The 21232-nt window shown below is 52.5% G+C and carries 15 protein-coding genes and 1 pseudogene; 8 read left to right on the plus strand and 8 right to left on the minus strand.

The window, feature by feature from the left end:
• Position 1: 1 nt before the first annotated feature.
• The 5 genes from gadC to PUV47_RS14110 form a co-directional block, all read right to left on the minus strand.
• Positions 2–1513, minus strand: coding sequence for a putative glutamine/gamma-aminobutyrate antiporter GadC (gadC, locus tag PUV47_RS14090; protein ID WP_274219213.1), 1512 nt, complete (start codon positions 1511–1513; stop codon positions 2–4).
• Positions 1514–1538: 25 nt separating this feature from the next.
• Positions 1539–2939 (minus strand): glutamate decarboxylase, encoded by a 1401-nt coding sequence (locus PUV47_RS14095; RefSeq protein WP_274219214.1) that lies wholly within the window; start codon positions 2937–2939, stop codon positions 1539–1541.
• Between the two features lie 55 nt (positions 2940–2994).
• Positions 2995–3498, minus strand: a complete 504-nt coding sequence (locus PUV47_RS14100) for a DUF1269 domain-containing protein (protein WP_274219215.1) — start codon at positions 3496–3498, stop codon at positions 2995–2997.
• Positions 3499–3729: 231 nt separating this feature from the next.
• Entirely contained in the window at positions 3730–5418 is a 1689-nt protein-coding gene (locus tag PUV47_RS14105) for a methyl-accepting chemotaxis protein (RefSeq protein ID WP_274219216.1), read from the minus strand.
• A gap of 276 nt (positions 5419–5694) precedes the next feature.
• Positions 5695–7389 (minus strand): methyl-accepting chemotaxis protein, encoded by a 1695-nt coding sequence (locus PUV47_RS14110; protein ID WP_274219217.1) that lies wholly within the window; start codon positions 7387–7389, stop codon positions 5695–5697.
• A gap of 697 nt (positions 7390–8086) precedes the next feature.
• Here PUV47_RS14110 and PUV47_RS14115 point away from each other — a divergent pair.
• Both PUV47_RS14115 and PUV47_RS14120 read left to right on the plus strand, forming a co-directional pair.
• Positions 8087–8296 (plus strand): hypothetical protein, encoded by a 210-nt coding sequence (locus PUV47_RS14115; RefSeq protein WP_274219218.1) that lies wholly within the window; start codon positions 8087–8089, stop codon positions 8294–8296.
• A 378-nt stretch (positions 8297–8674) separates the two neighbouring features.
• Positions 8675–10363, plus strand: a complete 1689-nt coding sequence (locus PUV47_RS14120; RefSeq protein ID WP_274219219.1) for an aspartate:alanine exchanger family transporter — start codon at positions 8675–8677, stop codon at positions 10361–10363.
• 3 nt (positions 10364–10366) lie between these two features.
• Here PUV47_RS14120 and PUV47_RS14125 read toward each other — a convergent pair whose 3' ends face one another.
• The gene (locus tag PUV47_RS14125) at positions 10367–11431 is read right to left on the minus strand and encodes an NAD-dependent epimerase/dehydratase family protein (RefSeq protein ID WP_274219220.1); all 1065 of its coding nucleotides are present in this window, start codon (positions 11429–11431) and stop codon (positions 10367–10369) included.
• Between the two features lie 215 nt (positions 11432–11646).
• On the opposite strand from PUV47_RS14125, the gene PUV47_RS14130 reads away from it, so the two are divergent.
• From PUV47_RS14130 to PUV47_RS14150, 5 genes are all read left to right on the plus strand, one after another.
• A complete protein-coding gene (locus PUV47_RS14130; RefSeq protein WP_274219221.1) occupies positions 11647–12774 on the plus strand; it encodes an alkane 1-monooxygenase in 1128 nt (375 codons plus the stop codon).
• Between the two features lie 125 nt (positions 12775–12899).
• Entirely contained in the window at positions 12900–13622 is a 723-nt protein-coding gene (locus PUV47_RS14135) for a transglutaminase-like cysteine peptidase (protein ID WP_274219222.1), read from the plus strand.
• A gap of 194 nt (positions 13623–13816) precedes the next feature.
• Positions 13817–14284, plus strand: a complete 468-nt coding sequence (locus PUV47_RS14140) for an ATP-dependent zinc protease family protein (protein ID WP_274219223.1) — start codon at positions 13817–13819, stop codon at positions 14282–14284.
• An 82-nt stretch (positions 14285–14366) separates the two neighbouring features.
• Positions 14367–15272 carry a 30S ribosomal protein S6--L-glutamate ligase gene (gene rimK, locus PUV47_RS14145; protein WP_274219224.1) on the plus strand — a complete coding sequence of 302 codons (906 nt, stop codon included), beginning with the start codon at positions 14367–14369 and terminating at the stop codon, positions 15270–15272.
• Between the two features lie 86 nt (positions 15273–15358).
• Positions 15359–16318 (plus strand): succinylglutamate desuccinylase/aspartoacylase family protein, encoded by a 960-nt coding sequence (locus tag PUV47_RS14150; RefSeq protein ID WP_274219225.1) that lies wholly within the window; start codon positions 15359–15361, stop codon positions 16316–16318.
• 18 nt (positions 16319–16336) lie between these two features.
• Here the strand turns inward: PUV47_RS14150 and PUV47_RS14155 are convergent, their stop codons facing one another.
• Positions 16337–17575, minus strand: a complete 1239-nt coding sequence (locus tag PUV47_RS14155; protein ID WP_274219226.1) for a methyl-accepting chemotaxis protein — start codon at positions 17573–17575, stop codon at positions 16337–16339.
• Between the two features lie 474 nt (positions 17576–18049).
• On the opposite strand from PUV47_RS14155, the gene PUV47_RS14160 reads away from it, so the two are divergent.
• Positions 18050–20842, plus strand: coding sequence for a bifunctional aconitate hydratase 2/2-methylisocitrate dehydratase (locus PUV47_RS14160; protein WP_274219227.1), 2793 nt, complete (start codon positions 18050–18052; stop codon positions 20840–20842).
• Between the two features lie 174 nt (positions 20843–21016).
• Here PUV47_RS14160 and PUV47_RS14165 read toward each other — a convergent pair.
• Positions 21017–21232: pseudogene (locus PUV47_RS14165) on the minus strand (calcium-binding protein); the annotation flags it as partial.

The raw sequence follows: 21232 nt of genomic DNA on the forward strand, positions 1-21232 counted from the left end.
CTCACTTGCCCTTCGCTTGCGGCTCTGCAGGGCGTTGCCATGTAAATGGTTCTAAAGTGTCTTCGTCGATTGCCGTCTTCCAGCTTGGTTTGCGCAAAGCGTAAATGATGAAAGGTATCGCAACAAAAACAATGTTTCCCAAAGCCAACAAGCCGACCCAGGCAACAGGGCTGCCGACGGCTATTTGGGCGGGGGGCAGGAAGCTGAGACCGTAGGCAAGAAGCGCTCCGGCCAAGCCAATGCCTCCAATCACCACCATGCCAATGGTGCCACCAGGCACTTTATATGGGCGCGGCAAATTAGGGCTGCGAAAGCGCAGGTAGATGGCTGCTGTGAACATCAGCACATACATGATCAGATAGAGCATGATTGTGAGCTGGGAGAGGATTTGGTAGGCGGCCTGAACGCTCGGAAGAACCACAAACAGCAGCACGAGTAGTGTTACGACGCCGCCTTGAATGAGCAAGATGTTGATCTGAATGCCGTTCTTGTTGGTTTTCTGCATGAACGGGGGCAGGTAACCAGCGTGTCCAACGGAAAGGAGGCCGCGGCTTGGTCCGCCAATCCAGGTGGAGACGCCTGCCAGCACGCCGATGGCGAGCGCTATAGCCATGACTGGCGCCAGAAAACCCAGACCAAAAGCATTAAAATAGTCGAAGTAAGCGACGAGAAGGCTTTGGGTGAGGTTGATTTCGCTCCGGGGAATGATGAAGCCGATCGCCATGGTGCCGAGGACGAACAGCGCTACAGTAATGGCCGAGGAGAGGAAAATTGCACGGGGATAGTTGCGAGAGGGATTGTCAATCTCGCGCACGTGTACGGCATTCATTTCCATGCCTGCGTAGAACAGGAAAATGCTTGAGGCCAAAACCAAATTGTTGAGTTGGGTCAGGTCGGGGATAAGCTCGGCCTTATTAATTGGCATCTGAATGGGGTTGCCCAAAAGCACCCAGAGTATGCCGAACAGGATAATGATAGCGCCGGGTATGATCGTTCCAATCAACGCGCCGTACTTGGAGAGCTTGGCTCCAGCTGCAACGCCGCGCAGGTTCACCAGTGTCGCCCCCCAGTAGATGATCAGGCAGGTGGCAAGCACATAGAACTTGTTGGCGGATAACGCTTGGTCCCATGTCTGGTCGGGTCCAATGAATGCCAATGAGACCGCTGCGAAGGTCAGCACGGTTGGAAACCAGATGGTACTCTCGATCCAGAGCAACCAGATTGCCAGAAAGCCGATATGCGGGCCAAAGGCTTCGCCGACCCAGCGGAAAATGCCGCCCTTTTGCGGAAGAGTTGAAGCCAGCTCTGCAGCAACCAGAGAAACAGGTATGAGGAAAAATACGGCGGCAAACAAATAATAGAAGATTGATCCGAGGCCATACTCGGCCTCGGCTGGAAGCCCTCTAAGGCTGACAACAGCAGCAACGTTCATTATGGCGAGTGTGAACACTGAGAGCTTAACCGTTTGAGCAACGCTCTTGGTGGTCTGCTTGCTCGCTGTTACTTCCGTCATGGCTGGTCCTACCTCGCCGCGGCCATTAGTTGTGCTTGTATGCGCCGCGTTCTTGCTCCGTCATTGGCAAAGCTACAGGGTGGCTTTCGAAATGCTTGATCGTGCGTTTCATGTCCTCGAGTAACAGCGCGGCCAGATCTCGGCTGACACCTTGGCGGATCATGATGCGGATCACGTCGGTGTCTTGAACATTTGCGGGCAGCTTGAAGGCTGGCACCTGCCATCCGCGCTCTAACAACTTCGCGCTCAGGTCATAGAGGGAGTAGGGCAGGGTGGCATCGTCTCGCACCTTGAAGCAGGCGGCGGGAATGCCTTGTTGCGGATCTCCGGTATTGATGAACTCGAAGGGGCCGAGCCGTTCGATCTGTTCGGCGAGCCACTGTGTCGTATCGTAGCAAGCCATTTGAATGCGGCGATAACCCTCTCGGCCAAGCCGGTTGAGGAGATAGTACTGCGAGATCACTTGGCCAGCGGGGCGGGAGAAGTTGATGGCCAGAGTTCCAACCTGTCCACCCAGATAAGGGACCGAAAAAATCAGGTCTTCGGAGAGTTCTTTTTCGTCGCGCCAGATGATCCATCCTACGCCCAGTGGGGCCAGACCGTACTTGTGGCCGGAGGTGCTGATGGATTTGACCCGGGGCAAACGGAAGTCCCACTTAATGTCGGGGGCGCAGAAGGGGGCAAGAAAGCCGCCGGAGGCCGCATCCACATGAATGTCGATATTGATGCCGGTTTCATTTTCATAGGCATCAAGAGCGTTGGAGAGCGGCTCGACAAACTCATACTGACCGGTGTAGGTGACGCCGAAGGTCGGGACAACGCAAATTGTGTTCTCATCAATAGCAGAAAGCATGCTTTCTGCAGTCATGTGACAGGCGTCCGGCTGCATGGGCAGCTCGCGCAGTTCAATGTCCCAGTATTTACAGAATTTGTGCCAACAAACTTGTACCGGACCACAAACAAGGTTTGGCCTGTCTGTCGGTTTTCCAGCCTTTTTCTGGCGGGCGCGCCAGCGCCATTTGGCAGCAAGGCCGCCGAGCATGCAGGCTTCTGATGAGCCGACCGTAGAGGTTCCAACGGTGACAGTTGCCTCGGGAGAGTTCCAGAGATCAGCCAGCATGTGGACACAGCGCATTTCCAGCTCTGCAGTTTGCGGATATTCGCTCTTGTCGATCATGTTGCGATCGATGGCCATGTCCATGATGCGGTGAACTTCATCCTCCTCCCAGGTTTGGCAAAAGGTCGCAAGGTTCTGCCTTGGGTTGCCGTCCAGATAAAGCTCATCAAGAACTACCTGCATAATTTCGCGGGCGTTGTGTTCGTTCTCTGGAAACTTGTACTTGGGCAATGGCTTGTTGACATCGCGTCCCGCAAAAACGCTATCCAGTAGCGAGTAACGTAGTTCGTCTCGTTTGTTAACCGTCATTGCCCACCGTCCTTTTTGTTCTCGGGCGCATAACACCATCAGTACCGTTGGGCGTTCACTTCGGGTTTTCAGAGATATGGTCTGCCAGAGCCTTTCGCAGATCCTCCTCCTTTGAATGGTCGAGGGACGTTTGCATGATGACGCCGCCTGTGCCTTCAAGCCCTGCCAGAACCTTGTCCATGGTAATCTTGTTGATGAGGACAAAGAGCGCTGCGTTCCCTGGCTGCAGGCTGTCTGCGACATCCTTCATGAACTTGTCATTGATACCGAAGTCGCTCAGTGCGCCTGCAAGTGCTCCTGAAGCCGCGCCCACTGCAACACCTGCAAGGGGCACCATGAATATAACGCCGATTAGAAGCCCCCATAGACTGCCGGTTGCAGCCCCTGCGGCTGTTGTACTGAAGATCTGGTGAAGCTTTATGTGGCCATCGTGTTTCTTCTCAGCGATGACTGCATCGCCCATCTGAATGAGGTATTCCTTTTGAAATGAGAACAGCTTGTTGCGCACATCCTCGGCTTGTTCGAGGGATGGATAGGCGATAACAATCAGGTTTGACATTGTTTGAAACTCACTGTTTTTCAGTGCTTGTGTTTTTCTTGGAAACTACACCTATGGCGGGTGGCGGTTGTAGCTCCGCTCTAGCGATAGGGCATTGGTGTCGCTGCGTCAATTGTGTGCCGCCAGTGTAGTTAAGCGATCCTGAGTTGTTTCCATTCCCAGCCGCAAGATAAAAAAAGCCGCCCGGCTAGGGGCGGCTTCTGATGTCTTCTGGTCTTCGATTGCGGAGAACTATGCTGCTGAGCGATCCCTAACTGAAGAGAGGAACTTACTGACGTGGTCACGTAGCTGGTCTGCACGAGACTGCAAAGTATCCGAAGAGCCGGTTACAACGTCCACTTGTTGCTGCGTTTCCTGAGCGCTGTTGAACACTGAGACAATGCTCTCAGACACTTCAGTGGTCACGCGGGCGGCTTGTGTCACGTTGCTCGCGATCTCCTGCGTTGCTGCGTGTTGCTGTTCGACCGCCGCTGCGATTTGAGCTGATGTGCCAGACAGATCCTCAATGGTCGCAGAGATTGCAGAAATTGCAGCTACAGCGTGGTTGGTTTCCTGCTGGATCTCAGAGACCTGCTTGTCGATTTCCTCAGTTGCTTTCGAAGTTTGGTTTGCAAGTTCCTTGACCTCAGCTGCCACCACTGCGAAGCCTTTACCGGCTTCCCCTGCGCGGGCAGCTTCGATGGTTGCATTCAGCGCCAGCAGATTGGTCTGCTCGGCAATAGCTTGAATAAGGGTGACCACTTCGCTGATGTGCTTTGCTGACTGTGCAAGCTTGCCGACGCGGTCGTTGGTGCTTGTTGCTTCTTTGCTGGCCTGATGGGCCATGTCGTTGGACTTTTGCACCTGACGGCTGACTTCGCTGACAGAAGCAGCAAGCTCTTCTGCGGCCGATGCCACAGCCTCAACGTTGGATGAGGCCTGCGAGGACGCTGCTGAGGCGCGCTGGCTCTGGGTGGTTGTGTTTTCAGCGTTGCCCGCCATGCTCCCGGAAGCGCCTTGCAGTTCCTGAACCGCGCTGCTGACTATTTGCAGCATTTCTGAGACTTCAAGATCAAAACCTGCGCATAGTTCTTGAACTTCCTGGCCGCGCTGCAGAGCTTCCTGCTGGTCACGCTGTTGCGCTTCCTCAAGAGCCTTTCGGTTGTGTTCGTTCTCGATGAACACGCGCATTGCACTCGCCATCCGGCCGATTTCGTCGGTTCGGTCTTCGTACTTCACTTCTACATTGCTGTCGCCGTCTGCAAGACGTTGCATGTTTTCAATGAGATCAGAAATTGGCTTGTTGACCGAACGCACAGTAACATAAGCCAGCGCGCCAGCGATCGCGAAGCCGATCAGCCCAATAATGATGTTACGTGTTGCCTGACCCCAAAATGCGGCGTCAATATCATCGGTGTAAACGCCTGTGCCGAGCATCCAGCCCCATGGTTCGAAACCAACCGCCCAACTTTCCTTATTGATTGGCACGTCAGATCCCGCTTTGGGCCACATATAGCTCACTTGCCCGCCGCCGTTTTGAGCCGCGCTGATCAGCTCCCGAATAAGGTAAACACCATTCGGATCTTGCATGTTCATCAGGTTTTTACCGACGAGCTTCTTGTTCGGCAGAATAATTACTGTACCTGAAGACTCGTAGCCGAAAATGTAATTTCCATTGTCGAAGCGTATGTCACCGATGGCCTCCTTCGCGAGGGATTGGGCCTCATCTCGTGTCAGAGAACCCGCAAGCTCCTTTTTGTGGAAGCTTTCGGCAATGGAACGCGCACTGTCGGTGAGGTGTTTGATACTCGCGACGCGTTCCGCGACCATGGAGCTGCGGATGGCGGAGAGGTTCACAATTGAAAGGCCTATAGCCAAAATGAGAACGATAACAGCGGGAAGAGAGATCTTCCACGCTAGCGGAAGTTTTGCCAGTGACATGTTTTTACCCAAAGGTTGCAGCAAGTAGTTTGGGTATTATGAGTAAAAATTGCTCAATATTTGATTAATGGCGAGATTTACTCACCTGAAATCGAGGGAGTTTGTTTGGTTGCGTATGTCAACCAAAAATAAAAGAAGGAGATTTATTTTATTGATTGGTAAAAATTAATCGTTTGAGTTGCAGGGTGGGGTGTGTGCACATGAGGCAATCACACTGATCCGGATTAGAGGCCGCCGAAAAGATCCGGCGGCCCCGAAGTCTAAGAACACTTCATTTTAGCCATTCACGACTGACTTTTCCCGTACCGCGCCAAGGAAGCCTTTCACGCGATCCTGTAGTGCATCGGCGCGTTGCTGCAGAGTTTCTGAAGATCCACTTACTATGCCGACTTGTTGCTGGGTATGTTCTGCGGACTGAGCAACGGAGCCAATGTTTTCGGATACTTCTTGTGTCACTCGTGATGCTTGAGTGACGTTGCTTGCAATTTCCTGTGTGGCTGCGTGCTGCTGTTCGACAGCCGCCGCTATCTGGGCAGAGGTAGAGGAAAGGTCTTCAATCGTGCGGGAGATGACTTCGATTGCTGCCACAGTGTGCTCTGTTTCCTGCTGAATGTCAGAGACCTGCTTGTCAATTTCCTCTGTCGCCTTGGAGGTTTGGTTGGCCAGTTCTTTCACCTCTGCTGCTACCACCGCAAAGCCTTTGCCTGCTTCGCCTGCCCGCGCTGCTTCGATCGTGGCGTTGAGAGCCAGCAGGTTTGTTTGTTCCGCGATGGCCTGAATGAGGGTGACGACTTCGCTGATGAGTTTGGCGGACTCGGCCAACTTGGAGACACGGTCGTTGGTGCTTACAGCTTCGCTGCTGGCTTGGTGCGCCATTTCGTTGGACTTCTGCACTTGCCGGCTGACTTCGCTCACTGAGGCTGCTAGCTCCTCTGCTGCAGAGGCAACTGCCTCAACATTGGAAGAGGCCTGTGCGGAGGCTGAGGATACGCGGTGGCTCTGCTCTGTTGTGTTCTGAGCATTGCCTTCCATATGAGTGGATGCGGCTTTGAGTTCTTGTGCAGAGGCGGCAACGAACTGAAGCATTTCGGAAACTTCGACATCAAAGTCCGCGCAGAGTTGTTGCACTGCCTCGCCGCGCTGCAACGCTTCCTGCTGTTCCCGCTGTTGAGTTTCCATCATCACTTTTCGACTGCGTTCGTTCTCCACGAAGACCTGCATTGCTGCTGCCATGCGGCCGATTTCGTCGCTTCGATCGGTGTCCTCGACAGAAACAGAGGTATCACCCTCAGCCAGGCGTTGCATGTTGTCGGTGAGACGCAGGACTGGCTTGTTGATTGCACCAATTGTGCTCCATGCCATGATACCGACCACTGCGAACCCGAGCGCTGTAAGGCCCAGTGAGATCCCGGCCTGCTCCCAGAAGGCAGCCTGAATGTCATCAACATAGACGCCTGTTCCGATCATCCAGCCCCATGGCGCGAAACCTTCTGCCCAGCTCTCTTTATCGTAGGGGATTGTGCCACCGGCTTTCGGCCAGACATAGGCCAAACGACCACCGCCTTGCTTCGCGCGTTCAATCAGCTCGCGGACAATTAAGACGCCATTTTCGTCTTTGAGTCCGATGAGGTTCTTGCCTTCCAGATTGCTGCCTGGAGTTACAAGGTTTGTGCCGTCATATTTGTAAACGAAGATGTAGTTTCCGTTGTCGTACCGCATCTCGTTGATGGTTGCTTTGGCTTCTGCCTGTGCTTCCTCACGTGTCAGCTGGCCAGAGGTCTCCAGCTTGTGAAAGTGCTCTAGGACAGACATGCCGGTATGTGTAATGTGCTTGATGGTGTCCTGGCGCTCTGACACCATCGAAGAGTAGAGAGCGTTGAGATTGTAAGCTGCAAGCAGAAGAGCAAAAATGAAGACGGCAGCAGAGGGAAGGGCGATCTTCCAAGCGAGTGGGAGTCTGGACAGCGACATATTTTTCTACCAAATCATATGGGTGAAAATTCGTAGGCTTGTCTTCCACACTCAGTAAATTTTACTAATCAATGGTTAAAATCTGGTTGTGGTATATTAATATGCTGCCGGTTTGATAGAACTTTCCCTCCATTTTGTATATGTGGATGCAAATACTACAATTTTAAGTAAGTATAGCGCGCGCCCCTGTTCGAATTCTTTGTTCATTTGATTGATGAGGTGCTCATTTGAAAGTGCCGCTACCTTTGGCAATAGTCGTCTCCCAAAGAGCATGAGAGAGCTACATCTCTAACTCGCCACAAGGATGTGTTGCTGTGTGCAGCTGTTCAACGGCATGAAGTTCAGAGCTGCTGTTGAACATGGATATTTGATTCAGGCAAAGCTTTCTTCATAATCCCCAATATTACCGTTATTACTTTACGATTACGTCAGCTTATTGGTAGTTTACATTGATGTTTTATAGGTCTTTTGAATATTAATCTCCACATCATTACATCGTGATTATAAAGAGATAAATGGTTTATATTGCAGATATGTAACCTGTATTCTATCTTTAGTTGAGTATTTATCTCTATCAACTCAAGTATTGATATGTGAAGTAGGTTTTCGTTAACTACGCTGGATGCAAATAGGAGCCACAGGCCCGCGTCCTGAACTTCAGGTGGGCAGCACTAAAACAATCATGAAGGAAAGCGTTATGTCGCTAAATATCGGTGACAAGATTGCTGTGTGCACCATCGCCCTTGCGGTGGTCTTTGGAGTATTCATTGTTGCGGAGCTTATGGAGCGGAACCAGCAGCAAAGCCCTGTAGCTGAGGACGAGACCCAAGATCCTGTTTACACCCTATTTGAAGTCGATAAGGGGCAGGAAGTCTTGATCCATCAGGTGGATCACAGCGACCTCTAATCTGGCAAGCATATTCGCGATACATGCGCAGGCAAGTTATGGGCCTGCGCTTTTTGTTGGCGCGCATGATGTTCGAAAGATGGGATACTGCAAAACCAGTTGTGTAGTTGCTGCAAGATACGCGCGAAAGTTATCGTCTCCTTAACAAAACTTGCCTATCCGTTGCATTGAGCAAGCAAACTCCTGTTGGCACCGGTTATCGTTCTGGGGAGGGTTTGATAGGTGTCACAAGGGTGTAGCGCGAATGCATCAATTCTTGATCTCAACGATCCAACAAATTTAAAGGTTCTTGCGTGGTAGTTTTCCGAGTGCCCCCTGAGAGAACTCTCAGCTTCGGAAACCAGAGCTGGTACAGGCACGCAGGAGAGCAAAGACATTATGATCATTGATCTTGCACAGCTGTTTCATAACAACTCCCTTCTTGTCGTTTTCACAATCATTGCGTTTGGTTATCTGATAGGCAACATCAAGATTGCGCGGTTTGAGATCGGCGTTACCGGCGGTGTTCTTTTGTGCGCCCTTGTGTTTGGGCACTACAACTTCCAGCTAGATCCGATTGTTCAGTCTCTTGGCTTCACGCTTTTCATCTATTCGGTAGGTTGGCAGGCCGGACCACAGATATTGAACGTGCTGCGCCTTGATGGGCCGCGTTATTTGGTGCTGACCCTCTTCATGACGGCGGTGTCCTTCAGTCTTGTCTTTGGTCTTGCCGCCGTGATTGACCTGCCGAGCAGCTACGCCGCGGGTCTGATGGCGGGTAGTCTGACAAGTACACCTACTCTTGTGGGCGCACAAAACGCCGTAACTTCTGGGCTTGTAAGGGTACCCGAGGGGGCAACTGCCCGTTCGCTCATTGAGAACATCAGTGTTGCATACGCCATTACCTACATTTTCGGTACTGTTGGGCTCTTGATGGTGGTGAGGATCCTGCCCAGTATTCTTCGAGTAGACCTGGTGGCTGCGGCCCTTCAGTTCTCCAAAGAGCGTGGGATCAAAAGCGACCGGGAGAAGTACAGGGTGAAACGTCCCATTTTGAGGGCGTATGCGGTGGATGATCCTGATCTGGCGGGAAAGACTTTTGATGAGATCTTGTCGCGACACGGGGCTCAGTCGGCGAACCTCAGGGCGTTTTATCGTTTGAAGCGCGGCTCTGAACTCATCGAGCCGCGTTCTGACACAATTGTTGAGATGGGCGACAAGGTTGCTGTATTTGCAACACCTGAGGAGCATGCCGAGGCCCACAAGCTTCCCGGTTTGACCGCAGATATTCTTGATGAAGATCTTATCGACGCGGAAATTGATGTGGCGGAGATTGTCATTACGAACCCGGCTTCGGTTGGCAAGCCGCTGGCAGAGATCGGTATCTACGACAAGTTCGGGTGCTTTCTCTCTAGTCTCACCCGCTCTCAGATCCAAATGCCGGTCTCACCAGGTACTGTTGTGCAGCGAGGCGATGTGATGATTGTGTCCGGGGAGCGCCTGGCGTTGGACCGATTGATCGCGCACCTAGGAGCAGAAGACCGCAAAGCCGTTGAAACGGATCTCTTGACCTTTGCCGCGGGCATTGTCGCAGGCCTCATCATTGGTCAGATTACCGTCAAGATCGGCAGTATCGATATTGGGCTGGGCAACGCTGGCGGTTTGTTGCTCTCAGGCATTTGCGTTGGCTTTCTGCGCGCCAATCGGCCGACATTTGGCCGTATGCCCGCCGCCGCACGCTTCATCTTCATGGAGCTGGGACTTTTGCTGTTCATGGTGGGGGTTGGCCTTAATGCGGGCGGTGGCATTGTCGGCGCGCTTGCTTCCCTCGGCCCGATCCTGTTCGCTTGCGGGGTGGTGGTAACGTGTGTTCCGCTTCTCGTGGGGTATGCCTTTGGCCGTTTTGCGTTGAACATGAACCCAGCACTTCTGTTCGGGGCGCTTACCGGAGCCATGACCAGTACACCCGCTCTCGGAATTGTTCAGCAGGCGGCCAAGAGTACAGTTCCTGCCTTGGGATATGCAGGTACCTATGCGTTGGCGAATGTCCTTCTGACACTAGCAGGAACAGCAATCGTTATGCTTTAGGCGTCAGCTTTTCGCAAAAGCACCTGCATCTATTTGCTGCTGAAACATTTCTTCCAGTGATTGGCGCAGGGGACGATAGGTAACGCCCAGTTCCTTAACGGCTTTGGTGTTGTCCGCCTTAAAGGGCACATCCACATTTCGAGCAATCATCTTCCGTGTCATGGAGGTGTTGACCACCGGGCCTGCAAGCCAGATCAACCACTTTGGTGCAGCGGTTTTGGGGATCGGAAAGCTATCTCCATAAGTGCGATGAAGGATCTTGCTCATCTCGAAGAAATCGGTGTTGTGCCCGTTTATGATGTTGCGGCCATGCGCTTCTGGTGTGAAGGCTGCGGCGAGATGAGCCTCTGCCAAATCCCGGACGTCAACGACGCCCATGCCCCATTTGGGCGCCCCATGCCGCAGTGTGCCGTTGCCGAACTGGCGGATGAGTGAGAAGCTCTCTGACGTGGCGTTTGGATTAAGGCCTGGCCCAATTACAAGAGAGGGATTGATGACCACGAGATCCCAGCGGTCTTGCGCTTTGGCTATTGCCCATGCTTTCTGTTCCGCGAGGCGTTTGGAGTAAGAGTAGGGGTTATGTGAGAGTGATGACGAAGTGTTCCATACCTCTTCGGTGAATACCCCACCTGGTGTGTTTTCTATATCGGCGTTGTCTCCAAAGATCGCTGCGCAGGAGCTTGTAAGCACGACACGTTGCACCGAAGGCGTGTTGTTCGCCTGTTCAAGAACATTGGTGGTTCCCTTCAAGGCAGGATCGATGAGTTCCTGTTGGGGGTCTTGCACACTGATCGTGAACGGTGAGGCAGTATGAAACACAAATTTGCAGCCTTTCATGGCGGCTGCGTATGAGCCTTTCTCTAACAGGTCAGAAGCAAAAAACTTCAGTTTGCCGTTGGTGCGCTCAGCAAGGTTGCTGAGATGTTGCAGCTTGGTCTGATTTCCGGGATCGCGGACACACGCATGGACAGTTGCGCCCGCCTCCAAAAGGCTTTTGACGATCCATCCGGCAACATAGCCTGAAGCACCGGTGACCAGAATGGGAGCTGAGGTATCAACTTTAAACACGCAGACCGTTCCTTGGTTGGATTTTGCAACTTTACCGAGTATAGGCAATGACTTGGTGGCTTGTCATTACTCACAGTTATAATGCAGAAAAGCCCTAAGTATTGGTCGCTCTTTTTGTAGTGATGCTCCCCCTTGGTTTATTACTTGATTTGATGTGTTTAATATATAACCTAGCGTAATATGTGATTTATAGGTGATCTTGGGAGGGTTTATCTATGCATGCAGAGCTCAATGATTTGACGAATAACGCCGCTCGATATCGAAATGGGAAGCGCTATCTCTGGTTGATTGCATTTGTGACGGCATTTTTGCCCATTGCCTCAATGCTGGTCTACGTAGAGACAGGGTTTTTGGCAGCGTTGTGTTTCCCTTTGATCTATTTCTTCGTTGGGATGCCGCTGTTGGATATGCTTTTGGGAGAGGATCCCTACAATCCATCGGATGACGTGATGTACCGTCTTGAACAGGATCCCTATTTCCGCGTGCTGCTCTTTTGCATCATTCCGATCTATTACTTGACTTTCTTCGCGGCTGTCTGGGTTGTTGGCACCTACAGCCCACCCTTGTGGGCTGTGCTGGTCTTTGCAGTGGGCGTTGGTACCTTTCACGCGAATAGTTTGACCGTTGGCCACGAGCTGGGGCACAAGACCAACAAGGTTGATCAATGGGGGGCGAAAATCAGCAACGCGCTGGTTGGATATGGACATTTCTGCATCGAGCACAACCGAGGTCATCACGTTCAAGTGGCAACACCTGAGGACGCGGCGAGCTCGCGTTTCGGAGAAAGCATTTACAGATTTGCGCTCCGAGAAATTCCAGGTGGTTTTGTGCGTGGCTGGCATCATGAGGCGGAGCGTCTCAAGAGGAAAGGCCATTCTGTTTGGTCGTGGCGCAATGACATTCTCCAAGGATACGCCATCACGCTTGCCATTGCGGCTGGTCTCGTTGTTTGGTTTGGCCCGGGGGTTCTGCCCTTCATCATTGTGCACCATGTGGTTGGATGGTACGGCCTAACGCAGGCAAACTATGTCGAGCACTACGGACTGAAGCGCAAGAAAATGGAAAACGGTCGATATGAGCCGTGTCAGCCCAGGCATTCCTGGAACACGAACCATATCTACTCCAACTTGGCGACCTTCCATCTGCAGCGCCACTCGGATCACCACTCCAATCCACTTCGTCCATATCAGGTGCTTCGGAACTTCCCCGATCTGCCAAGGCTGCCAAGTGGATATCCGGGGTGTTTTGTTTTGGCCGCCATTCCGCCGCTGTGGTTCCGGATCATGAATCCCAAAGTGATGGCATGGGCCAACAATGATCCCTCTCTGATAAATAAAGGGTAGTCTTTAAAACCTGCTTCAAAACACCACTAACTCCTTAATGTGATGGTGAGACGGCTTGGCTAACCTGCCGCTACCGGCGTCGGATACGTATGTCCGAAGCCGGTTTCGAGCAGCAGAGGTGCCTCGTGTCCGCCATTCCTCGATTCCTATTGGTTGTGCCAATCCTCGCCTTCTCAGTTTCTCTTGGGCAGCCTTTGCTCTTGGGGTCTGATATCTCCGGTTTGCATTTTCTGCAGGTTCAGGCTTCAGCCTTGGCTGAGGAAGTGCTGAACACACCTTCTGCTGATGCTTCAGAACGAGAAACTGACACCCAAAGGTTCATGCCAATTGAGGGTGCTGCCCCTGCCCCAAAAGGTTTTGATGCATTCTGCGAGGACAACCCCGCGCAATGTGAAAGCGCTGGCGCGGGTGAGTTTCCAAATGGAGTTCGGCTTGATGTTCGGCGGTGGGCGCAACTTCAGAAGGTCAATCGGGAGGTTAATGCAGCAATAAATCGTGTTCCTGATCAGGTGCTCTATGGGATTGCAGAGCAATGGGCCTTCCCAAAGCAGGGTGCGGGGGACTGCGAGGACTTTGCTCTCGAAAAACGCCGGCTGCTCCTTGCTCTCGGTTGGCCCATGGAGACACTCCTTGTCACTGTCGGGGTTGACCGAGAAAAGCGTGGTCATGCAGTGTTGACGGTGGTGACAGAGCAAGGCGACCTTGTGCTGGACAGCAAAAGCCCTGCCATACTTCCGTGGTATGCGACGCCCTATCGATATACTTGTCGCCAGTCCGCTGTCTCACCGCGGAACTGGGTACATATAGGTGACAACCGCACCACCAGCTTGCCCACTATCTGTAAGTAGGAGTTGTACCAGCAGGTTGTGCGATTGGGGGGATCGTGCCATTAAAGGCTCTGTACGTATTCATCCGTATTCCATTTTGTTGAACTTCACGTCATTTGACGCGAACACTCCGCCAAATTGCGCTTTGATTCACCGACTACTTAGGGAACAACTGCGGCAACCAAGGGAGTTTTCTTGTGAAAAGGAAGCCTTCCATGAAGCGTGGCGTCAAATCAGGGCACTTGCAGCCAGATATTATTGGCTGGCGTGAGTACGTCGCCCTCCCGGATTTTAAGATCTCAGAAATGAAAGCCAAGATTGATACTGGCGCTAGAACCTCTGCTCTTAACAGCCGGATAGATGAGACATTTACACGTAACGGCGTGCCGTGGCTACGGTTCACCATACCGGCGCTCAAGGGCCAGCACCGTGCCATTACACTAGAAACTGCTATTCATGATCAGCGTATGATCAAAAATACCAGCGGTGTGCCTGAAGAGCGCTACATCGTAAAGACTAGCCTCATGCTCGGTTGGCACAAGTGGCATATTGAGGTGTCTCTGGCCAATCGTGAAAACATGGGCTTTGACATGATCCTTGGTCGTACGGCTTTTAAGGGGCGCAACGTCCTTGTGAATGCTTCAAAGTCATTTTTATCCGGACGTCCGGTTGCCCTCAGCTGACAGCAGCGTATTCTTAAATAACAAAGCCCCAAAGACTGGTCGCCTGATTGGCGATTTTTGATTTATTGCGTGGAGAGTATCGATGAAAATTGCAATGTTATCCCGAAATCCGAACCTTTACTCTCACAGGCGTCTTAAAGAAGCTGCTGAAGAGCGGGGTTTCGAGCTTGATATTCTGAATACACTTCAATGTACAATGAACATTGCATCAAGACGCCCTGAGATTTACTATGGTGGCACCAAAGTACCCGCATACGATGCAGTCATTCCTCGAATTGGAGCGTCAGTTACCTTCTACGGCCTGGCTGTGTTGCGTCAGTTCGAGATGATGGGCGTTTTTCCGCTTAATGAGTCAGTCGCAATTGGCCGTTCTCGTGACAAACTGCGTTCCATGCAGTTGCTTGCACGCGATGGCATTGGTCTGCCGACAACCGCCTTTGCGCACTATCCAAAACAGTCAGAGGAAGTTCTTCGTCTTGCAGGGGGGGCTCCCTTGGTCATTAAACTGCTCGAGGGAACGCAAGGAATTGGTGTTGTGCTGGCGGATTCAGACCGTTCAGCGAAGTCAATCATTGAGGCCTTTCGCGGTGCGGACGTTAACATTCTCGTGCAGGAGTTCGTAAAAGAGGCCGAAGGCAGCGATATTCGCGCAATCGTCATTGGTGGCAAGGTGGTCGCCGCGATGCAGCGCACAGGTGCGCCGGGTGAGTTCCGCTCCAATCTGCACCGGGGCGGCAAAGCAAGTACTGTGAAGATCACGCCTCAAGAGCGTGCAACAGCTGTCGGTGCGGCGAAGACATTGGGCTTGAATGTCTGCGGCGTAGATATGCTGCGTTCCAAGGAAGGGCCTGTCGTCATGGAGGTCAACTCTTCACCGGGGCTTGAGGGTGTAGAAAAGGCGACCGGCATGGATGTGGCGGGCAAGATCATTGACTTCATTGCGCGGAACGCAAGCGTCGGCAAGACGAAAACCAAAGGCAAGGGGTAGAGCCTGTGCTGCGTGAAAGCTTTCGAATTGGTGATGAGTCTGTTCCTTCAGGTACTCGGCAAACCGTTGAGCTGCCAATAGGAACCATGTCTGATCACACCCCAATTGCGATGTCAGTGCATGTGGTTCATGGCAAGAGGCCTGGTCCGGTTGTTTTCGTTAGTGCCGCTGTTCATGGTGATGAAATCATTGGTGTTGAGGTTGCGCGCCGACTTCTGCAAAACAAGGCCTTGTCGCGCCTTCGTGGCACGCTCCTGGTGGTGCCGATTGTAAACACCTTCGGCTTCATGAACCAATCTCGTTATCTGCCGGACCGTCGGGATCTGAACAGGTCCTTTCCGGGAACAGAGAGCGGCTCTATGGCGGGGCGCATAGCCAACTTGTTTTTCACCGAGGTCGTTCAGAAATCTGACTACGGTATTGATCTCCACTCCGCCGCGATCCATCGCACGAACTTGCCGCAAATTCGAATTGCGCCAAGAGACAGAGCGGGGATGGATTTGGCACGGGTTTTCGGGGCACCGGTTACACTGCTGGCCAAGGTGCGCGAAGGCTCACTGCGTCATGCTGCTGCGGAGCACGGCACGAAGGTGCTTTTGTTTGAAGCGGGGGAGAGTCTGCGGTTTGATGAGATGGCCATTCGCGCAGGTACCTCAGGTATTTTGCGCGTGCTGCGCCATCTGGATATGATATCCGGGCGCGGTATTGCCCAGCCAAAGGAAAATCCGGTCATTTGTTATCGCAGCAGGTGGCAGCGTTCGCCTGCGGGCGGCTTGCTTCGAAGCTATAAACGTACAGGGACCTTCGTGAAAAAGGGCGAAGTGCTTGGCATTATCTCCGATCCGTTTGGCGAAGTTGAGCAGCAAGTGAAAGCTCAGATTGACGGTATAATCATCGGACGCACAAACCTGCCGGTGGTTTATGAGGGAGATGGGCTCTACCATCTTGCAGAGGCTAAAAGTGAAAACGAGGCCATCGATACAATCGAGAGCCTCGTTACGCAGCTTGAGAACGATCCGTTTTATGATGAGGACGAGATCATCTAGACCGTCCTCACAACTCGTTCAAACCGCCTCGACCTTTTTCAAGAAGCAAGCAGTCTCGGCTTGCAGTTCCAGTATGGAAGCAGAAAGGCAGCCGAGGTTGCCAAGCAGCACACCGGATTCTTCCATGGTGCGCCGGTCGCGCTCAGCCGTTGCAGCAACGTCTTTGGTAGCGATGTCTGCGCGCTCAACCATATCCTTGCAGGCCAGGTTGATTTCATGAGCTGCGGCTGTCTGCTGAGCGATTGACGTGCTGATCGCGGCTGAGTAGACCGAAACATCCTCCATGGATTTGCTGATTGTGCCCACTGCGTCAAGATTTGCGGCCGTTGCCGCGCCAGCTTGGCTGAGGTGTGCATTCAGATCTTCCACGATTTGCTCAGTGTACTCCGCCAGACGCTTGACTTCTTCCGCTACGACAGAAAATCCAGCGCCAGCCGCACCAGCGCGCGCCGCTTCAATTGATGCATTGAGGGCCAGAAGCTTGGTCTGGTTCGAAACTTCAGCAATGTTGTTGCAGTACTCGGCAACATCAGATGCCAAGTGGTTCAAACGCTCGCCTTGTTCACGGCATGTGCCAATGGCTTCCTGGCTTTGATCAACGGCCTTCAAGCTGAGGTCCACTTGCCGTTCAATCTCCGCAATGGACATGGACAACTCTTCCGCTGCCGTAGCCACTGACTGTACTGCCTGATCGGCTCTCTCGGTTTCCCTCAGAGTTGCCGCTGCGTGCTGCTCGGCCTCTTCTGTTCTACTGTGGAAACCCTCTGCCCAAGACCGAACCTCTTGAATGGTGGTGCTGAGATTTGCGTAGCGCGCTGTTGCGAACTCATCATGTTCGGCAACGATCTTGCGGGCGTTCTCGCTACGATCCATTGTTTCCTGTAGTTGAAGGCTTTGCATTTGTTGCTGCTGTTGGTTTACCTCGTTGCGTTCATTGGTTAGATGAATGAGCAGCTCGACAGCCGTTGCCCAAACGCCTGTCCGGGGAGCGTCACCATATTCGGGAAGGTTTTTTCCGTCCTTCAGGGTTTGAGCGAAGTACTGCAGCCAGACTTGAAACTTATAGGCTTTTACTAGGCCCCAAATTGAGGTCGCAATTAGAATGGTACCGAGAAGTAGAATTGCCACACCCACCAGCTCAGATGTGCTCGTCGCAGCATGTGCCTCTTCAGTGTTGATATACCAGAAGTCTGTAATCAGTAGAATTTCCAGGGCCAGCATCGCCACTATATTTACTGCTATGCCATTGATTTTCATGATTAGTCCCACGCTGCCACATGCTAATACTTGAAAGCATTAGGTAGGCAGAGGTTAACAAGGTGTGAAGTCGATGAAGGGTGCCGCTGGGGTATAAGTGATGAAAATTACATTATACCCGCAATATATATTTATCGATGCTAGATATTTTGGCAGGCTGTTGCGCAAAGACTGATGGCCTTGAACTTGCGCTCAGTCCGGCATTGGCCGAAGTGCCTGCGGCGAGTTTTGCATTTGACAGATAAACGGCATTTGAGGATGGTTACACGAATACGTGGATCTTCTGACCAGTTTGTTCTAGAAACTAGGCTGAAGCGTTATGGTGTCGTGTAGAAACGCCTGTTTGCGCTCGCCGAAGCTTGCAATTTGCTGACTTTTTAGTATACCCCTGCATACAATTAAATCGCTCCGACTCTGCGTTCTTCGCAAAAGGGGCGATGAACAAAAGACCAACACGAGTTTTCGGGGATGATCATGAGTCTATACACCGCCTACCTGGAAGAAATCGAAAGCCGCAAAGAACAGGGCCTAAACCCCAAGCCGATTGACGATGGCGCGTTGGTCAGTGAGCTTATTGCGCAGATCAAGGATGCCGGGAATGAGCACCGCGAAGACTCTCTGAAGTTCTTCATCTATAACACTCTTCCTGGCACCACCAGCGCTGCAGGTGAAAAAGCCAAGTTCCTCAAAGAGATCATTCTAGGTAATGTAGCTGTTGCGGAGATCTCACGTGCATTTGCATTCGAGCTGCTGTCGCACATGAAGGGTGGTCCTTCAGTTGAAGTTCTGTTGGACCTGGCCCTAGGTGATGATGCTGATATTGCGAATGAGGCGGCCGATGTCCTGAAGACACAGGTATTCCTTTATGATGCCGACACAGACCGGCTCAAGGAAGCTTTTGAGGCGGGCAACGAAATCGCAAAGGACATTCTCGAGAGCTACGTAAAGGCAGAGTTCTTCACGAAACTTCCCGAGGTCGAAGAAGAGATCAAGGTCGTTTCTTATGTCGCTGCTGAGGGCGATATCTCTACCGACCTTCTGTCCCCGGGCAATCAAGCACACTCTCGCTCTGACCGTGAGCTTCACGGCAAGTGCATGATTTCCGAACAGGCGCAAAAAGAAATTGAAGCGCTCAAGTTGCAGCATCCAGACAAGCGCGTCATGCTCGTAGCTGAGAAGGGCACCATGGGCGTTGGGTCCTCCCGCATGTCCGGTGTTAACAATGTAGCGCTTTGGACTGGCAAGCCCGCCAGCCCGTATGTACCGTTCGTCAACATCGCGCCTGTTGTCGCTGGAACCAACGGCATCTCTCCAATCTTCCTGACAACCGTCGGTGTGACTGGTGGTATCGGCATTGACCTCAAGAACTGGGTGAAAAAGCTGGGGCCAGATGGCAAGCCAATCCTGAACAATGATGACAGCCCGATTCTGGAGCAGAAGTATTCCGTTGAGACTGGAACTGTGTTCAAGATCAACACCAAGACGAAAAAGCTTCTCAGCGAAGACGGCGACGAAGAACTGGTTGATGTGTCCTCTGCCTTCACCCCACAGAAGGTTGAGTTCATGAAGGCTGGCAGCTCCTACGCTGTCGTGTTCGGCAAGAAACTGCAGACATTTGCGGCCGAAACACTTGGCGTTGAAGCACCGCAGGTCTTTGCACCTTCCAAGGAAATCTCCCATGAAGGTCAGGGCCTGACTGCCGTTGAGAAGATCTTCAACAGAAATGCCGTCGGCTCTACACCGGGCAAGGTTCTGCATGCAGGCTCCGACGTGCGGGTGAAGGTAAACATCGTCGGTTCTCAGGATACAACGGGCCTGATGACCTCTCAGGAGTTGGAAGCTATGGCGGCTACCGTCATTTCTCCAACTGTAGATGGTGCGTACCAGTCTGGCTGTCACACGGCCTCTGTTTGGGATCTGAAGGCGCAGACAAATATTCCTCGGCTCATGAAGTTCATGAACAAGTTCGGCCTGATTACAGCCCGCGATCCCAAGGGCGAGTATCATGCAATGACCGATGTGATCCACAAGGTGCTGAATGACATTACCGTTGATGATTGGGATATCATCATTGGCGGCGATAGCCATACACGCATGTCCAAGGGCGTGGCGTTTGGTGCAGATTCCGGCACTGTGGCACTGGCGCTGGCGACCGGTGAGGCAAGCATGCCAATTCCGGAATCCGTGAAGGTAACCTTCAAGGGCTCCATGGCTGAGCACATGGACTTCCGTGATGTGGTGCATGCGACGCAAGCCCAAATGCTGAAGCAGCATGGCGACAACGTCTTCCAGGGCCGCGTGATTGAAGTGCATATTGGCACGCTGCTGGCAGACCAAGCCTTCACCTTCACTGACTGGACTGCAGAGATGAAGGCAAAAGCCTCGATCTGTATCTCCAATGACGAAACGCTGATTGGTTCTCTTGAGCTGGCCAAGGGGCGTATTCAGGTGATGATCGACAAGGGCATGGATAACGAAGCGCAAGTTCTTCAAGGTCTGATCAACAAGGCGGACAAGCGCATTGCCGAGATTAAATCCGGTGAGAAGCCAGCGCTGAAGCCTGACGCTGATGCGAAGTACTTTGCGGAGGTCGTCGTTGATCTGGATGAAATCAATGAACCGATGATCGCCGACCCGGACGTCAACAACGAGGACGTGTCACGTCGCTACACCCATGACACCATCCGCCCGGTTTCCTTCTACCGTGGTGAGAAGAAGGTCGACCTCGGCTTCGTCGGCTCTTGCATGGTGCACAAGGGCGATATGAAGATTGTGGCCGGTATGCTCAAGAACCTAGAGAAAACAAAGGGCAAGGTGGAGTTCAACGCGCCGCTTGTTGTTGCTGCTCCGACCTACAACATCATCGATGAGCTGAAGGAAGAGGGCGACTGGGACGTGCTGCAGAAGTATTCCGGGTTCGAGTTCGACGATGCTGCGCCAAAAAGCACTGCACGTACCGAATATGAGAACATTCTGTATCTGGAGCGTCCAGGATGTAACCTGTGTATGGGCAACCAGGAAAAGGCCGCCCGAGGTGATACCGTGCTGGCAACCTCCACGCGTCTGTTCAAGGGCCGCGTAGTGGAAGATTCCGATGACAAGAAGGGCGAGTCTCTGCTGGCCTCTACCCCGGTTGTAGTCCTTTCCGCCATTTTGGGCAGAACACCAACTATTGAGGAGTACAAGGAAGCCGTGGAAGGGATCGACCTGACCAAGTTCGCGCCTCCACTGCAAAAGCCTTTGGACGCCAAGTCAGTTCACTTCTAAGGTTCAAACCATGATCCGATAAGACAAACGCTGGCGTGAGGGGTTAGATCCCGCGCCAGCGTTTTTTGCTTTCAGGCTGGTTGGTTTCGTAGCTGGCCTATCTCCGTTGCCAGCAAAAAAGGCGGACGCCTGCTGCGCCCGCCTTTGTCTTTGAGAGAAATCCTTGCTGATTAATTAGCTGAAGGCAAAATCATCAGCCTGCAAGTCAGACAAAGTCACGTTCTCGATTGTGATCGTATTGTCGCCGTCTGTGTAGATGACATCACTGCCGACCTGCATGGCATTGCCGGTGAAATCGGACAGCTCGGTCAGGCCTTCGATCTCCAGCTTGTCGTTTCCATTGCCGAAGTCGACAATGACGTCCTGTCCAAAGTCTCCGCTAAACACGAA

The organism is Pseudovibrio exalbescens, from assembly GCF_028737195.1.
GTDB classification, from domain to species: domain Bacteria; phylum Pseudomonadota; class Alphaproteobacteria; order Rhizobiales; family Stappiaceae; genus Pseudovibrio; species Pseudovibrio zosterae.

Bases quoted from the DNA above. Each gene is read 5' to 3' on its own strand.
- PUV47_RS14150 (WP_274219225.1), top strand. From the start codon at position 15,359: ATGTCTGATCACACCCCAATTGCGATGTCAGTGCATGTGGTTCATGGC.
- PUV47_RS14155 (WP_274219226.1), bottom strand. From the start codon at position 17,575: ATGAAAATCAATGGCATAGCAGTAAATATAGTGGCGATGCTGGCCCTG.
- PUV47_RS14140 (WP_274219223.1), top strand. From the start codon at position 13,817: ATGAAGCGTGGCGTCAAATCAGGGCACTTGCAGCCAGATATTATTGGC.
- PUV47_RS14160 (WP_274219227.1), top strand. From the start codon at position 18,050: ATGAGTCTATACACCGCCTACCTGGAAGAAATCGAAAGCCGCAAAGAA.
- rimK (WP_274219224.1), top strand. From the start codon at position 14,367: ATGAAAATTGCAATGTTATCCCGAAATCCGAACCTTTACTCTCACAGG.
- PUV47_RS14110 (WP_274219217.1), bottom strand. From the start codon at position 7,389: ATGTCGCTGTCCAGACTCCCACTCGCTTGGAAGATCGCCCTTCCCTCT.
- PUV47_RS14115 (WP_274219218.1), top strand. From the start codon at position 8,087: ATGTCGCTAAATATCGGTGACAAGATTGCTGTGTGCACCATCGCCCTT.
- PUV47_RS14105 (WP_274219216.1), bottom strand. From the start codon at position 5,418: ATGTCACTGGCAAAACTTCCGCTAGCGTGGAAGATCTCTCTTCCCGCT.
- PUV47_RS14120 (WP_274219219.1), top strand. From the start codon at position 8,675: ATGATCATTGATCTTGCACAGCTGTTTCATAACAACTCCCTTCTTGTC.
- gadC (WP_274219213.1), bottom strand. From the start codon at position 1,513: ATGACGGAAGTAACAGCGAGCAAGCAGACCACCAAGAGCGTTGCTCAA.
- PUV47_RS14100 (WP_274219215.1), bottom strand. From the start codon at position 3,498: ATGTCAAACCTGATTGTTATCGCCTATCCATCCCTCGAACAAGCCGAG.
- PUV47_RS14095 (WP_274219214.1), bottom strand. From the start codon at position 2,939: ATGACGGTTAACAAACGAGACGAACTACGTTACTCGCTACTGGATAGC.
- PUV47_RS14130 (WP_274219221.1), top strand. From the start codon at position 11,647: ATGCATGCAGAGCTCAATGATTTGACGAATAACGCCGCTCGATATCGA.